General features: G+C 69.4%; 15 protein-coding genes. 11 read left to right on the top strand and 4 right to left on the bottom strand.

All coding sequences use genetic code 11. The features are described 5' to 3' along the window. The first annotated feature begins 100 nt into the window (after positions 1 to 100). Genes U9J23_RS09580 through dprA form a run of 3 tightly spaced genes read left to right on the top strand, consistent with a single transcriptional unit; the run spans position 101 to position 3113 of the window. Positions 101 to 475 (top strand): YraN family protein, encoded by a 375-nt coding sequence (locus tag U9J23_RS09580; RefSeq protein WP_059381169.1) that lies wholly within the window; start codon positions 101 to 103, stop codon positions 473 to 475. Then, positions 475 to 1983, top strand: coding sequence for a YifB family Mg chelatase-like AAA ATPase (locus tag U9J23_RS09585; protein ID WP_326602479.1), 1509 nt, complete (start codon positions 475 to 477; stop codon positions 1981 to 1983). The genes U9J23_RS09580 and U9J23_RS09585 overlap by 1 nt, the downstream gene beginning before the upstream one ends. After that, on the top strand, positions 1980 to 3113 hold the full coding sequence (dprA, locus tag U9J23_RS09590) for a DNA-processing protein DprA (RefSeq protein WP_085468003.1): 1134 nt from the start codon (positions 1980 to 1982) through the stop codon (positions 3111 to 3113). Before U9J23_RS09585 ends, dprA begins: the two co-directional genes overlap by 4 nt. Before the next feature lie 20 nt (positions 3114 to 3133). On the opposite strand, the gene U9J23_RS09595 is transcribed toward dprA, so the two are convergent. Next, on the bottom strand, positions 3134 to 4450 hold the full coding sequence (locus U9J23_RS09595; RefSeq protein WP_059381172.1) for a ClC family H(+)/Cl(-) exchange transporter: 1317 nt from the start codon (positions 4448 to 4450) through the stop codon (positions 3134 to 3136). A gap of 187 nt (positions 4451 to 4637) precedes the next feature. After that, complete coding sequence (locus U9J23_RS09600; RefSeq protein WP_106200014.1) at positions 4638 to 4904, bottom strand: DUF6953 family protein; 267 nt, start codon at positions 4902 to 4904, stop codon at positions 4638 to 4640. Between the two features lie 115 nt (positions 4905 to 5019). Between U9J23_RS09600 and U9J23_RS09605 the strand changes: the two genes are divergently transcribed. After that, positions 5020 to 5784: a siderophore-interacting protein gene (locus tag U9J23_RS09605; protein WP_085468004.1), complete on the top strand. Its 765-nt coding sequence runs from the start codon at positions 5020 to 5022 to the stop codon at positions 5782 to 5784. A 16-nt stretch (positions 5785 to 5800) separates the two neighbouring features. Here U9J23_RS09605 and U9J23_RS09610 read toward each other — a convergent pair whose 3' ends face one another. Next, positions 5801 to 6988, bottom strand: a complete 1188-nt coding sequence (locus U9J23_RS09610) for a multidrug effflux MFS transporter (protein WP_059381175.1) — start codon at positions 6986 to 6988, stop codon at positions 5801 to 5803. 85 nt (positions 6989 to 7073) lie between these two features. Here U9J23_RS09610 and U9J23_RS09615 point away from each other — a divergent pair, with 85 nt between their 5' ends. Together U9J23_RS09615 and U9J23_RS09620 are read left to right on the top strand one after the other, a co-directional pair. Beyond that, positions 7074 to 8012, top strand: a complete 939-nt coding sequence (locus tag U9J23_RS09615; RefSeq protein WP_326602482.1) for a tyrosine recombinase XerC — start codon at positions 7074 to 7076, stop codon at positions 8010 to 8012. A 66-nt stretch (positions 8013 to 8078) separates the two neighbouring features. Further along, the gene (locus U9J23_RS09620; RefSeq protein WP_106200012.1) at positions 8079 to 9572 is read left to right on the top strand and encodes a MinD/ParA family ATP-binding protein; all 1494 of its coding nucleotides are present in this window, start codon (positions 8079 to 8081) and stop codon (positions 9570 to 9572) included. 15 nt (positions 9573 to 9587) lie between these two features. Here the strand turns inward: U9J23_RS09620 and U9J23_RS09625 are convergent, their stop codons facing one another. Beyond that, positions 9588 to 10091: a M23 family metallopeptidase gene (locus U9J23_RS09625; RefSeq protein WP_059381178.1), complete on the bottom strand. Its 504-nt coding sequence runs from the start codon at positions 10089 to 10091 to the stop codon at positions 9588 to 9590. A gap of 306 nt (positions 10092 to 10397) precedes the next feature. On the opposite strand from U9J23_RS09625, the gene rpsB reads away from it, so the two are divergent. The 5 genes from rpsB (at position 10398) to U9J23_RS09650 (ending at position 14646) form a co-directional block, all read left to right on the top strand. Beyond that, positions 10398 to 11240 (top strand): 30S ribosomal protein S2, encoded by an 843-nt coding sequence (gene rpsB, locus U9J23_RS09630; protein WP_059381179.1) that lies wholly within the window; start codon positions 10398 to 10400, stop codon positions 11238 to 11240. Positions 11241 to 11369: 129 nt separating this feature from the next. After that, on the top strand, positions 11370 to 12194 hold the full coding sequence (gene tsf, locus U9J23_RS09635) for a translation elongation factor Ts (RefSeq protein ID WP_059381180.1): 825 nt from the start codon (positions 11370 to 11372) through the stop codon (positions 12192 to 12194). A 196-nt stretch (positions 12195 to 12390) separates the two neighbouring features. Then, entirely contained in the window at positions 12391 to 13119 is a 729-nt protein-coding gene (pyrH, locus tag U9J23_RS09640) for a UMP kinase (RefSeq protein WP_059381181.1), read from the top strand. Between the two features lie 28 nt (positions 13120 to 13147). Further along, entirely contained in the window at positions 13148 to 13705 is a 558-nt protein-coding gene (gene frr / locus U9J23_RS09645) for a ribosome recycling factor (protein ID WP_024100638.1), read from the top strand. Between the two features lie 2 nt (positions 13706 to 13707). Further along, on the top strand, positions 13708 to 14646 hold the full coding sequence (locus U9J23_RS09650) for a phosphatidate cytidylyltransferase (RefSeq protein WP_085468007.1): 939 nt from the start codon (positions 13708 to 13710) through the stop codon (positions 14644 to 14646). Positions 14647 to 14675 lie beyond the last annotated feature (29 nt).

Below are 14675 nucleotides of genomic sequence, written 5' to 3' on the forward strand. Positions count from 1 at the left end.
TCGCCCTCGGTTGTGCACAGGCACCGCACTCATCCACAGATCCCCCGATCTCCGTGCTCGGACCCCGATTCCACGTGCCTCGGTCCTCCACAGTGGGCGCATGCAGGGGACGAATCGGACATCACACAATCGGGATCTGGGCGCGCTAGGCGAAGACCTCGCCGCGGACTACCTCGAGTCGACCGGCATGGTCGTGCTCGCCCGGAACTGGCGCAGTCGATACGGCGAACTCGATCTCATCGCACAGGACGGCGCGGCCGTCGTCTTCGTCGAGGTCAAGACCCGCACAGGCACCGGATACGGCACCCCCGCCGAAGCGGTGACGCCCGCGAAGGCCGAACGCATCCGTCGCCTCGCCGGGCAGTGGTTGTCCGAACAGACGCGCCGCTGGTCGCACATCCGCGTCGATGTGGTCACCGTCCTGCTCGCGCGGGGGCACGCTCCGGAGATCACCCACCGCAAGCAGGTCCTCTGATGGCGCTCGGACGCGCGTGGTCGGTCGCGGTCTCCGGGATCGACGGGCAGGTCGTCGAGATCGAAGCCGACATCGGGCGAGGTCTGCCGGGTGTGACGATGGTCGGGCTGCCCGACACCGCGCTCCAGGAGTCGCGCGATCGGGTGCGCGCCGCCGTGTCGAATTCCGGTGCCAAGTGGCCGGATTCGAAGGTCGTGCTCGCACTGTCTCCGGCCACGCTGCCGAAGGTCGGCAGTGTCTACGACCTCGGGTTGGCGTGCGCGGTCCTCGACGCGGCGGATGTCGTGCCGACCGAGGCAGTCTCCCGGACGGTGCTGCTCGGCGAACTCGCGCTCGACGGGCGCGTCCGTCCGGTGCGCGGTGTGCTGCCCGCCGTGCTCACGGCGAAGAAGCACGGCTGGTCGCGCGTGGTGGTGCCCACCGCGACGATGACCGAGGCGGCGCTCGTCGACGGCATCGACGTCTACGGCGCCGAAACGCTGCGCGAGTTGGTGATCTGGCTGCAGGGCGACGGTCCGCTCGAACGGCCCGATCCGCGTGCGCTGCCACCACGGGCGGTGCGGGGTGATCTCAGCGAAGTGGTCGGTCAGCACGAAGCGCGTCGCGCGATCGAGGTCGCTGCGGCCGGCGCGCACCACCTGATGCTGACCGGTCCGCCGGGGATCGGGAAAACGATGCTTGCACAGCGACTTCCGGGGATTCTGCCGGACCTGAGCGAGAATCATGCCCTCGAGGTGACGGCCATCCACTCGGTGGCGGGCACCCTCACCAGCGACCGGCCGCTCGTGACGGAACCACCTTTCATCGCGCCCCATCACACGGCGTCGGTGAGTTCGCTGATCGGAGGCGGCACCGGCATGGCGAAACCCGGCGCGGTGAGCCGGGCGCACCGCGGCGTGCTGTTCCTCGACGAGGTCGCCGAGATGGGGACGAAGACACTCGAAGCGCTGCGTACACCGCTCGAGGACGGGGAGGTACGCATCGCCCGGCGCGACGGTGTCGCGCGATATCCGGCTCGGTTCCAGCTGATCCTCGCCGCCAACCCCTGCCCGTGCGCACCGCCACGCGACGCCGACTGCGTGTGCGCGCCGACCGCACGTCGCCGTTATCTGGGGCGACTGTCGGGCCCGCTCCTCGATCGCGTCGACCTGCGGGTCCGGATGCAGGCCGTCGCGACGAGCGCATTGATGGGGGAGACGGGCGAGAGCACCGACGACGTGCGGGCGCGTGTCGCCCGGGCGAGAGTCGCGGCACGCGAGCGGTGGGCCGATCACGGCTGGGCTACCAACGCCGAGGTGCCCGGACCGGCCCTCCGGCAGAAGTTCCGGCTTCCGCGGGCCGCGCTCGAACCCGTCGAATGGGCGCTGCGTAAGGGCGCTATCACCGCGCGAGGAGCGGATCGCGCACTTCGGGTCGCGTGGACGCTGAGCGACCTCGACGGTTCCGATTCGCCGTCGGCGACGCACGTCGCTGCCGCCCTCGACTTCCGGGATCGGGGTGTCGCATGAGCGGACACGACGATGAACGGCGCCTGGCCTGGGCCTATCTGTCGACCGTCACGCAGGGCGCGTCGCGATCGTTGTCGGCGGCGGTCGAGGCCGCGGGTGTGCTCGAGGTGGCGGCCGCCATCCGGTCGGGCTCGGGCCTCGGCGAACTCTCGTCGCGGTACTCGGTGCGGGCGCACCTCGACACCGCGGCACGGGATCTCGACCGTCTGGGTCGGGCCGGAGGTCGACTGGTGACGCCCGACGACGACGAATGGCCCGCATGGCAGATGCTCGGCTTCGGCACCCTCGACACCGCGACCGACGCCGAGGGGCCGCCCCTCGCACTGTGGGTGTGGGGGAGCCGGCGGATCGACGACCTCGCCGAACGCGCGATCGGCATCGTCGGGACCCGTGCCGCGAGCGGTTACGGAGAGCACGTCACCGCCGAGATCGCCGGGGATCTCGCCGCCGACGGGTGGACGGTCGTGTCCGGTGCGGCCTTCGGCGTCGACGCTGCCGCACACCGCGCGGCGCTCGGGGTGGGCGGCACCACGGTCGCGATCCTGGCCTGTGGGGTCGATCGGGCGTACCCGGCGGCGCACACGACCATGCTGCGCCGGATCTCCGAGTCGGGCCTGGTGGTCAGCGAATATCCGCCGGGTACGACCCCTGCGCGGTACCGGTTCCTCGCCCGCAATCGGCTGATCGCGGCGTTGTCCGCCGGCACGGTCGTCGTCGAGGCGGGTTGGCGCAGCGGGGCGCGCAACACCGCGGCTTGGGCGCGACGACTCGGCCGGCCGGTCATGGCGGTCCCCGGACCGGTGACCTCGGCGGCATCGCAGGGCTGTCACCGCATGATCAGGGAAGGCGAGGCCCGTCTGGTGGGTGCGGCGCGCGACATCGTCGAGGAGTGCGGTCCGCTCCTGGCCTGCGGGGACGACGACCGTGACGGCCTGTTCCGCCGCGACCTGGACGGACTGTCGGGTGACATGGCTCTGGTCTACGAGGCACTTCCGGCATCGGAGGTCTGCGATCCGGCGACGGTGGCCGAGTCGGCGGGACTGCCGATCGAGCGGGTGCGGGCTGCGCTTCCCCTGCTCGAACTCGACGGCCTGGTGGTGGCGACGGACGGAGGGTGGCAGCGGACATGACCCTGGATCGATGCCAGGGTCTACGCGCGGTCGGGAGGGGCGCCGAACATGCGGTTGCGCAGGCTGTCGTAGATGGGCGGGACCCGCGTGGAGGATGCCACGACGACGGCGCAGATCGTCGCGGCGAGCATCGGGACCGTCACCCCCGTCACCGCGGTCATCTCCACGACGAGGACGACTCCGGTGATCGGCGCCCGCACCGACGCGCCGAAGAGGGCGGCCATCCCTGCGATCGCCATCGGTACGGCGAGGGACGACCCGATCCCGGGGACGATCACGGCGCAGATCCCGGCGCACAACAGTCCCCAGAGAGCACCCAGTGCCAGGAGGGGCGCGAACAATCCGCCCGGTGTCCCGGCCGCATACGACAGCGGTCCCGCGACGAACCGCAGCAGGACGTACCAGGCGACCACCGGCAGTGCGAGGGCGCCACCGCCCACCACGTGCTGGACGAGGGAGTCGCCGCCACCGCCGGCCCACGGTGCGACCACCGACAACAACCCGACGAGTCCGCCGATGATCGCGGCCTTCGTCACCGGCGAGAGCGAGCGGATCGACTCCACCACGCTCAGCGATCCCAGGACCATCCGGTTGTAGGCCGCGCCGAGCAATCCGGTGAGCAGACCGAACACCACGAAGACGGGCAGCAGGACGATGGACGGGGGAGCGATGGGGTCCACGGTGAAGTCTGGGGTGTCGCCGACGATCGTCCGCGAACACGCCACCGCGGCGGCCACCGACAGGACGACGGGCACGACGGTGCGGAAACGGAAGCTGCCGGTGACCTCCTCGAAGACGAACAGCGCACCACCGATCGGGGCGTTGAACGCGACCGCAAGTCCGGCACCGGAGACCGAGGTCTGCAGCAGACGTTCGTGTTCGGGGTGCCGGGAGCGGCGTGCGGTCTCGGCGCCCACCGCGGCACCCATGTGCACGATCGGACCCTCCCGCCCCAGGACGAGGCCCGACCCGATCGACAGGAGTGCCCCGACGAATCTGGAGGGCAGCACCGACAGGGGTGGTGGCGCGGCCTGCCCGCGGTCGACGGCCTCGACGTGCTGGATCCCGCTACCCGAGGCGAGGGGGACCACCCGGACGATCAGCGCCGCGAGCAGTGCGCCGAGGATCGTGATCCCCACCGGCACGAGCCATCCCGGACCGGGGAGTTCGTGCGCCCACTCCACGGTGTGGATCCGCCATCGTTCGAGCCGTTCCAGGCACCAGCGGAAGGCTCCGCCGACGACACCGATGACGGTGCCGGCCACGATCGCCAGCACACAGATCGTCGCGAGTTCGCGGGCGGGTACGGAAGGTTCCCGCTCGTTCTCGATGTCCACCCGGCGCCCTCCGACCTGCTGCCGACGCGCCGATCGGCTCGGCAGTGCCGGAGACGGTCGCGCGAAGGAGTCGTGACCGTATGCTCACAGACTTCGCGCCGTTCCGCCGGACACGCGAGGGGTGAATTCGGAGGATTACCGTGCTCGCCTGCGAAATCGGTGTCTTGCGAAGGGGCCCGAGTGTCGACTACTCGTCGGAGGGCTCGACCGTCGGCGCGTCCTCGACGTACCAGGCGCGGTCCTCGCGGTCCCACTTCACGGTACCGCGGTGGGCCTTGCGGAACTCCTTGAGGACAGCGCGGTCGATGGACGGGTGGCCGTTGTCGTTCACGTAGATCCACTCGGAGCCGAACTTGGCCTCGATCGCGTCGACCATGTCGGTCTGGGTGACCCTGCGTTCGGTGGTGATGATGTCGGTCATCCAGGTGGCGATGTCGGCCGCGGTGGTGCTCATGTTCTCGAGCCTAGAGCCTCGCCGATCGTGACCTCCCCGCCGCACCCCGCGACAGAGTACGGTGACGCGATAATAGGTAACCCTAATAGGAGGTTCGGTGGCACGGAAAGCGCCCATGGGGACGACACTCACGGTCCTGCGGACCGAGACGATCGGCGAGCACTTCGTCCGCGTCGTACTCGGCGGAGACGGCTTCGGCGGGTTCCAGGCCCGCGCGGAGACCGACAGCTACGTGAAAATCGAGCTGCCTGCGGGGAACGACACGGTCGTCCGCACCTATACGGTCCGGCGCGTGGACGCGGACGCCCGGGAGATCTGGATCGACTTCGTCGTGCACGGCGACGAGGGTGTCGCGGGGCCGTGGGCTCGCTCGGTACAGCCGGGCACGCAGGTCGTGGTGCGGGGACCCGGGGCGGGATACCGGCCCGATCGCTCCGCCGACTTCCATCTGCTCGCCGGCGACGAGACCGCGATCCCCGCAATCGCGGCCGCGCTCGAGGACTTGCCCGCCGACGCGCGGGGCGCGGTCTTCCTGGAGGTCATCGGGCCCGGCGACGAGCTGAAGCTCGACGCCCCGGCGGGTGTGGACGTCACCTGGCTCCATCGCGGTGTCGCGGCCGGAGACGCCGGTGCCGACCTGATCGACGGCAACTCACCCCTCGTCGCTGCGGTGAAGGCCCTGCCCTGGCCGGACGGTGACGTGCAAGTCTTCGTGCACGGAGAGGCCGAGGCCGTCATGAAGCACATCCGGCCGTACCTGCGGAAGGAGCGGGCCGTACCGCCGGCGCGCGCGTCGATCTCGGGTTACTGGCGTCGTGGACGCACCGAGGAGGGCTTCCGCGTGTGGAAGAGCGAACTGGCGGCCGTCGAGAGCAATTGACGGCCGGTCGTTCACGTCAGCTCGCGGACTCGCGCGCCGGCACCGCGGCGGAGTCACGTGCCAGCACCGCGGCGGAGGTGAGCGCCAGTCCCGAGCAGACCACGATGGCGACGGCCATCGGGATACCGGTGCCTTCGCCGCCGAGCCCGACGAGCGGGGAGACCACGGCAGCGAGACCGAACTGGGAGGCGCCGATCACGGCGGAGCCCGTACCGGCCGCCTTCGGGACCTGCGACTGGGCCAACGCGGTGGCGTTGCCCAATGTCAGACCCATCATGCTGATCGCGACGAACAGCAGCGGCAGGATCAGCGCCGCGACGTAGCCGACGACGACCATCGTCAGCAACAGCAGCGCACCTGCCGTGAACATGGTGGTCACACCGAAGAGCAGCAGTGTCCGCACCTCGAACCGGCCGATGAGGCGGGTGTTGACGGCGTTTGCCAGCACGAGACCGGCCGAGTTCACGGCGAAGACCAGAGAGAACTGTCCGGGGCTCAGGCCGAGGATGTTCTGGGTGACGAAGGGTGAGGCCGAGATGTACGAGAACATCGCGCCGAATCCCAGGGCCATGGCGGCGGCGTAACCGACGAAGCGTCGTTGCCGGAGGACGTATCCGAAGTTGCCGGCCATCGTCTTCAGACCGCCGGCGTGTCGCTTCTCCGGCGGCAGGGTCTCTGGGACGAACGCGAAGGCGCCGACGGCCATCAGGACGGCCAGGCCGGTGAGCACCCAGAAGATGCCGCGCCATCCGATCGGTCCCAGCAGCACGCCACCGAGCAGAGGAGCGGCGACGGGCGCGATGCCACCGATGATCATCATCAGGCTGAACAGCTTGGCGGCCTGATTGCCTCGCGCCCGGTCGGCGATGACCGCCCGGGCGAGGACGATGCCGGTGCCGCCGCTGAAGCCCTGGATCAGACGCGCAGCGATCAGGATCTCGACGGTGGGCGCCATCGCGCAGATCGCGCTGCTCACCGCCAGGACGATCGTGCCGGCGAGGATCAGCCGTCGCCGGCCCCAGCCGTCCGACAGGGGACCCACGAGCAGCTGGCCGAGCCCGAGACCCGCCATGAACGTCGTGAGCGTGAGCTGGACGCCGACGGTCGAACTGTCCAGGCTCTCCGCCATGACGGGAAGTCCCGGGAGGTACATGTCCGTGGCGAGCGGCGCGATCGCCGACAGCAACGCCAGTGCGCACAACATCGGTACCGGGATCGTTTTGTTCACGAAAGCACCTTAGTCGGCGCGGGTCGTTGCACCCGAGCCGGTCGTGCCGCACGGTAGACCCATGCGAGGCAACGAATCCGACATGCTTCCGGCGACGCTGGACGTACACCTGGGGGACTTCGTCGATCACCTCCGCCTCGAAGACAACCGCTCGGAGCACACGATCCGCGCGTATCGCACCGACATCCGCTCGCTGTTGCAGCACCTCGCCGACCGGAATCCCGATGCGCGCATCACCGACCTCGATCTCGATGTGCTGAGGTCCTGGCTCGCCGGGATGGTGGCGGCGGGGGCGGCCCGCACCACGCTCGCGCGGCGTACCTCGTCGGCACGCGTCTTCACGGCATGGCTCGTGCGCACCCGGCGACTCGACGCCGATCCGGCGAAGCGTCTCGTCTCACCGCGTCCGCACCGCTCACTGCCCGCGGTGCTCCGCGACGACCAGGCGCTGGAGATCATGGAGGCCGCGAAATCCGGTGCGCGCGAACTCGATCCCATCGCCCTCCGTGATCGGGTGATCGTCGAGCTGCTGTATGCGACCGGAATTCGGGTCGGGGAGCTGTGCGCGGTCGACATCGACGACGTCGACGCCGAGCGGCGGGTCGTCCGGGTCCTCGGCAAGGGCGACAAAGAACGGATCGTCCCCTACGGGACCCCCGCGGCCGAGGCGCTCGACGCGTGGTTGCGTCACGGACGCCCGCATCTCGCACGCCCGTCGTCGGGTGCGGCGTTGCTGCTGGGCAAGCGCGGTGGTCGGATCGACCAGCGGCAGGTCCGGTCGGTGGTGCACGAGGCGGTCTCGTCGGTGCCGGGCGCACCCGACCTCGCGCCGCACGGTCTGCGGCACAGTGCGGCGACGCACCTGCTCGAAGGGGGAGCGGACCTGCGCGTGGTCCAGGAGGTGCTGGGCCATACGAGTCTGGCCACCACGCAGCTCTACACCCACGTCTCGGTGGCGCGCCTGCGTGCCGCGCACGATCAGGCCCATCCTCGCGCCTGATCGGCCTGCCCGAGAAGCCGTCCCGGTTTGATAGCGTGCGCCGGCACCATCGAATCGGGGGAACAGATGAGACGCAACGACCCGGGTCCTGCCGTGCCCGCCTGGCTGCAGGATCCACCGGAATCCGGAACCGAACACGCGAGACGCGGTCTCCGCCGCGCGGCCAGGGGTACCGAGACGCCCGGCCCATCCACTTCGTCCGGCGACGGTGCGACTCCACCCGCCCCCTCCGCTCCGCTCGGGATGACGGCCTCCGTGCCTCTCGGCATGGCGTTGCGGCCCCGGATGAGTACGGACGACGACCCGGAGCCGCAGGCGACCGTGCCGGTAGTGCCGGAGGCGACGGTGCCGGTAGTGCCGCAGGCGACGGTGCCGGAAGTGCCGCCCGAGCCCGAGCCTGCCTCCGCCACCGCGGATCCGGTGCCCGCAGTCGCGGAGGCGAAGCCCGACACGGTGGCACCTGCACCCGAGCCGGAGGTGGCGAGCCCGGAGGTTTCGGAGGTCGCGCCCGGTCCGGGCGATCCCGAGTCCGCAGCGGTCCCGGCCCCGCTGCCGGCGCGAACGGACGCTGTGGTCGACGATCTGCCGGTCGACGACCTGCAGCACGAGGCACAGCGGTTCGACGATCGGCCGTCCAACGTCGACCTCGCGTCGGGAGTGCTCGTCCGCAGGTCACGACGTTCGACGCGGCGATGGCGAGAACGGGTCGACCGGCTGACCGGTGGCAGGCTCGAGGGCGGAGGCAGTGAACGCCGCGAGGATCTCGTCGCCCGGATCCGCCAGCCGATCCCGGGCGACTACCGCATCGCGGTGCTGTCCCTGAAGGGCGGGGTGGGCAAGACCACCACGACCGTCGGACTGGGGTCGACGTTCGCGTCGCTGCGCGGCGACTGCGTCATCGCCGTCGACGCGAATCCGGACTTCGGCACCCTCGGGCAGAGGATCCCGCAGCAGACCACCTCGACCGTGCGGGACCTGCTCGCGAAGGCGTCGGGCATCCGCCGGTACTCGGACGTGCGCGCCCACACCTCGCAGGCGCCGAGCCGACTCGAAGTGCTTGCGAGCGAACGCGATCCCGCTGCCTCGGAAGCGTTCAGCGAGGAGGACTACCGCCGCGTCGTCGCAATCCTGCAGGTCTACTACAACGTGATCCTCACCGACTGCGGGACCGGGATCATGCACTCGGTCATGCGTGGCGTACTGGACCTGGCGAACACCCTCGTGCTCGTCGCGTCGCCGGCGGTCGATGCGGCGCGCAGTGCGGCGGCGACCCTCGACTGGCTGCAGGCTCACGGTTACTCCGACCTGGTCGAACGTACGGTCGTGGTGATCAGCTCGCCGCGCCCGGGTGCGGCGAGTATCGACATGGACGCGCTGACCGCGCACTTCCTGGCGCGGTGCCGCGCGGTGAAGGTGCTGCCCTTCGACGAGCATCTCGCCGAGGGAGCCGAGATCGATCTCGAACGGCTCCGCCCCGCGACCCGCACGGCGTTCGTCGAACTCGCCGCGATGGTCGCCGACGACTTCCCCGCACTGTCGGGTCGGCACGCGGTGCACTAGCCGGGGCGCCGGGCGTCACACCGGCAGCAGGCGGATCACCGGGCGCTCCACGAGGGGGAGGGGATCGAGATAGTCGTCGCGGCCGCGGCGCAGTCCCCAGTGCAGACATGCGGAGGACGCGCAGCCTTCGTGGCCCGCGACGACGGTGCCGATGGGATCACCTCTCGTCACCCGGCGGCCCGCGGCGACCGACGCCTCGACCGGTTCGTAGGTGGTGCGCAGCCCGCCCTCGTGATCGACGGAGACCACGGGTTTCCCGGCCACGACACCGGCGAACGCGATGACGCCGTCACCGGCGGCCACGACGGTCTGTCCTGCTCGTGCGTCGAGATCGACTCCGCGGTGACCGGGGAGCCAGTTCTGCTCGGGTGGGTCGAACTGCCGGCTCACGGCCGGCCGGGGATCGAGTGGCCATACGAACCGTCCGGTGTCGGCCGATCCGGTTCCCGGGACGACGGCGAGCACGACGAACGCGGCGATCACAACGGCGATCGTCCGGAAGGGCGCGGCGAGAAGCATGCCCGTCAGCCTCGTGAATCGGACTCCCGCGCACCAGGCGTCGACGCGATCTGTGGACTAGCCCGGATCCATCCACAGGACCGGTGACTCCCGGTTAGGGATCCGCGCCCGCTCCGCGTACACTTGTCGGGCGGTCTGTATACGCAGATCGACTTCGCGCGTCCGCGCATCGATGCCGACCCGTTTCTCCGGGCCGCATCGGAAATGGCCGTCGGCCGGTCCCGCAAGGGTTCGACGGGCATGTGGACGCCAGGGCGGGGATCGGAAGATCCACCGCGGAAACCGACACGAAAGAGAGAAACAGGCATGCCTGTTGTGACTATGCGGCAGCTGCTCGACAGCGGCGCCCACTTCGGACACCAGACCCGTCGCTGGAATCCGAAGATGAAGCGGTTCATCTTCACCGACCGCAACGGCATCTACATCATCGACCTGCAGCAGACCCTGACGTACATCGACAAGGCGTACGAGTTCGTCAAGGAGACCGTCGCTCACGGTGGAACCGTGCTGTTCGTCGGCACCAAGAAGCAGGCTCAGGAATCCATCGCCGAAGAGGCCACCCGCGTGGGCATGCCCTACGTGAACCAGCGCTGGCTCGGCGGCATGCTCACCAACTTCTCGACCGTCCACAAGCGCCTGCAGCGCCTGAAGGAGCTCGAGTCGATGGAGCAGACCGGCGGCTTCGAGGGACGCACCAAGAAGGAAATCCTCATGCTCACGCGTGAGAAGAACAAGCTGGAGCGCACCCTCGGCGGCATCCGCGACATGGCGAAGGTTCCGTCGGCGATCTGGGTCGTCGACACCAACAAGGAGCACATCGCCGTCGGTGAGGCCCGCAAGCTGAACATCCCGGTCATCGCGATCCTCGACACCAACTGCGATCCGGACCTCGTCGACTACCCGATCCCGGGTAACGACGACGCGATCCGTTCCGCGGCGCTGCTGACCAAGGTCGTCGCTTCCGCCGTCGCCGAGGGCCTGCAGGCCCGCGCCGGCAAGAGCAGCGACGCCGAGGCCAAGCCCGAGGCCGGTGCCGAGCCTCTCGCCGAGTGGGAGCAGGAGCTGCTCTCGCAGGCCACCCCCGCCGCCGACGCCGAGGCGCCCGCAGCGGACGCAGCCCCCGCAGCAGACGCGGCCCCCGAGGCCTGATTCGTTGCCCGGCCCCGACCTTCCGATCGAGAGATCCTGGTCGGGGCCGTCGCATCGCGGCCCGAGCCCATCCGCGCGGTAGGGCCGCCCCAGAGACTTTTCCACCACAGACACAGGAGGCTCGCTTCCATGGCGAACTACACCGCCGCCGACGTCAAGCGTCTTCGTGAGCTCACCGGCTCCGGAATGCTGGACTGCAAGAACGCGCTCGCCGACAACGACGGCGACTTCGACAAGGCCGTCGAGCAGCTGCGCATCAAGGGTGCCAAGGACGTGGGCAAGCGCGCCGAGCGCTCCACCGCCGAGGGCCTCGTCGTGGCCAAGGACGGCGTGCTCGTCGAGCTGAACTCCGAGACCGACTTCGTCGCCAAGAACGACGAGTTCCAGGCTCTCGCCGACAAGGTCGTCACCGCTGCCGCGCAGGCCCGCGCGAACGACGTCGAGGCGCTCAAGGCCGTCGAGATCGACGGTAAGACCGTCGACGCCCTCGTCCAGGAGCTGTCTGCGAAGATCGGCGAGAAGCTCGAGCTGCGTCGCGTCGCTGCTTTCGACGGCCAGACCGCCGTCTACCTGCACAAGCGTGCTTCCGACCTGCCGCCGTCGGTCGGCGTGCTCGTCGAGTACACCGGTGAGGGCGACGCCGCTGCCGAGGCCGCTCGCGGTGCCGCGATGCAGATCGCCGCTCTGAAGGCCAAGTACGTCAGCCGTGACGAGGTGCCCGAGGACATCGTCGCCAACGAGCGGCGTATCGCCGAGGAGACCGCCAAGGCCGAGGGCAAGCCGGAGCAGGCTCTGCCGAAGATCGTCGAAGGCCGCGTCAACGGCTACTTCAAGGACGTCGTCCTGCTCGAGCAGGCGTCCGTGACGGACTCGAAGAAGACCGTCAAGGCGATCCTCGACGAGGCCGGCGCGACCGTCGCCCGCTTCGTGCGTTTCGAGGTCGGCGCCAGCTAGTTCTTCCACTCCACGACCCCGTCGGTTCACAACCGGCGGGGTCGAGGTGTGTCGGGCCACGCCGCCTCGGGGCCCGGAGGCATCCGCGCGTGCTGCGCGGTGACAGGTGTGGCGTGTCGATCCGCCCGATCTCGGTTCCCTCGAGCGGATGAGGCAGGATGATAAGGGCCGATTCATGCGCAACCAGAGGAGAGTCATGTCCGACCACGCCCACGATCGGCCCGGATTCCGCCGGGTACTGCTCAAGCTCGGTGGCGAGATGTTCGGCGGCGGCAAGGTCGGACTCGACCCGGACGTGGTGACCACGGTGGCCCAGCAGATCGCGGAGGTCGTGCGCGGTGGCGCCGAGGTCGCGGTCGTGATCGGTGGCGGCAACTTCTTCCGCGGCGCCGAACTCCAGCAGCGCGGTCTCGAACGCGCACGGTCCGATTACATGGGCATGCTCGGAACGGTCATGAACTCCCTTGCGCTGCAGGACTTCCTGGAGAAGGAAGGCATCGACACCCGCGTGCAGACCGCCATCACGATGGGACAGGTCGCCGAGCCCTACCTGCCGCTGCGTGCGCGCCGCCACCTCGAGAAGGGGCGCGTGGTCATCTTCGGTGCGGGCATGGGTATGCCGTACTTTTCCACCGACACCACCGCTGCGCAGCGCGCCCTCGAGATCGGCGCCGAGGTCGTCCTCATGGCGAAGGCCGTCGACGGGGTCTACTCCGACGACCCCCGCACGAACCCGGATGCGGAGCTGTTCGAGGAGATCACCCACCGCGAGGTCATCGAGCAGGGCCTCAAGGTCGCCGACGCGACCGCCTTCAGCCTGTGCATGGACAACGCCATGCCGATCATGGTCTTCAATCTGCTGACCAAGGGCAATATCGCCCGAGCCATCGCCGGTGAGAAGATCGGAACACTCGTACGGTCATGAACGGACAACGGAACATGGAGGAACTGCCGTGATCGATGAAGCCCTCTTCGAAGCCGAAGAGAAGATGGAGAAGGCCGTCACGGTGGCCCGGGACGATCTGGGTGGCATTCGGACCGGTCGCGCGAACCCGGGCATGTTCAACCGCATCGTCGTCGACTACTACGGGGCTCCCACGCCGATCACGCAGATCGCCAGCATCAATGTTCCCGAGGCGCGCATGGTCATCGTCAAGCCGTACGAGGCCTCGCAGCTGAACGCGATCGAGACCGCGATCCGCAACTCCGATCTCGGCGTCAACCCCACCAACGACGGCAACATCATCCGCATCTCGGTCCCGCAGCTCACCGAGGAGCGTCGTCGCGAACTCGTCAAGCAGGCCAAGGCCAAGGGTGAGGACGCGAAGGTCGCGGTGCGCAACGTCCGCCGCAAGGCGATGGAGGAACTCGGCCGTATCCAGAAGGACGGCGAGGCCGGCGAGGACGATGTGAACCGCGCCGAGAAGGAACTCGACAAGACGACCGCGAAGTACGTCGGTCAGATCGACGAGTTGATCAAGCACAAGGAAGCCGAACTGATGGAGGTCTGACGGTGGGTCGAGCCGACGGGTCCTCCGACCCGCAGCTTCCACTCGGTGCCGGAGCCGACTCCGGTGCCACCCCTGCAGACCCGACGCCGGCCCCCGACCCCGCGTCGGAGCCGGTGAAGAAACCGTCACGGGCCGGACGCGACCTGCCGGCCGCCTTCGCGGTCGGCGGTGGTCTGGGCGCGCTCGTCATCGGGATCCTGCTGTTCGCCCCGAAGGCGTGGCTCGCCGTGGTCGCAATCGCCATCGGTATCGCGACCTGGGAGGTCACCAAGCGTCTGCGCGAAGCCGACGTGCTCGTCCCCAGAGTGCCGTTGCTGGTCGGCGGGCAGGCGATGATCTGGCTCGGGTGGCCGTACGGCACGACGGGTGTGCTCGGTGCGTTCGCGGGCACGGTCGTCGTGACGATGCTGTGGCGCCTGTTCGGACGCGGCCTCGGCGCGCAGCCGCGCAACTACCTGCGGGATACCGCGGTCGCGGTCTTCGTCGCGGCCTGGTTGCCGTTGCTGGCGTCGTTCGCGACCCTCATGGTCCTCGAGGACCAGGGTGCCCAGCGGGTGTTCTGCCTGATGATCGTGTGCGTGGCGTCGGACATCGGCGGCTATGCATCCGGGGTGCTGTTCGGCAAGCACCCGATGGTGCCGGCGATCAGCCCGAAGAAGTCGTGGGAAGGCTTCGCCGGGTCGGCGGTGGCGTGCATCGCTGCCGGTGTGCTCACCGTGATGTTCCTGCTCGACGGTCCGTGGTGGGCAGGTGCGTTGCTCGGCGCGGTGCTCGTGGTGACGGCGACGGCCGGCGATCTCATCGAGTCGCAGGTCAAGCGCGACCTCGGCATCAAGGACATGGGCACCTTGTTGCCCGGACACGGCGGCATCATGGACCGGCTCGACTCGATCCTGCCGTCGGCCTTCGTCACCTGGCTGATCCTCACGGCCTTCGTGTAGTCGCCCGATGGTGCGTTCGTCGAAGCTCC

Origin of the sequence: Rhodococcus sp. PD04 (assembly GCF_035918275.1) — a bacterium.
In the GTDB taxonomy this organism is placed as follows: Bacteria; Actinomycetota; Actinomycetes; order Mycobacteriales; family Mycobacteriaceae; genus Rhodococcus; species Rhodococcus rhodochrous.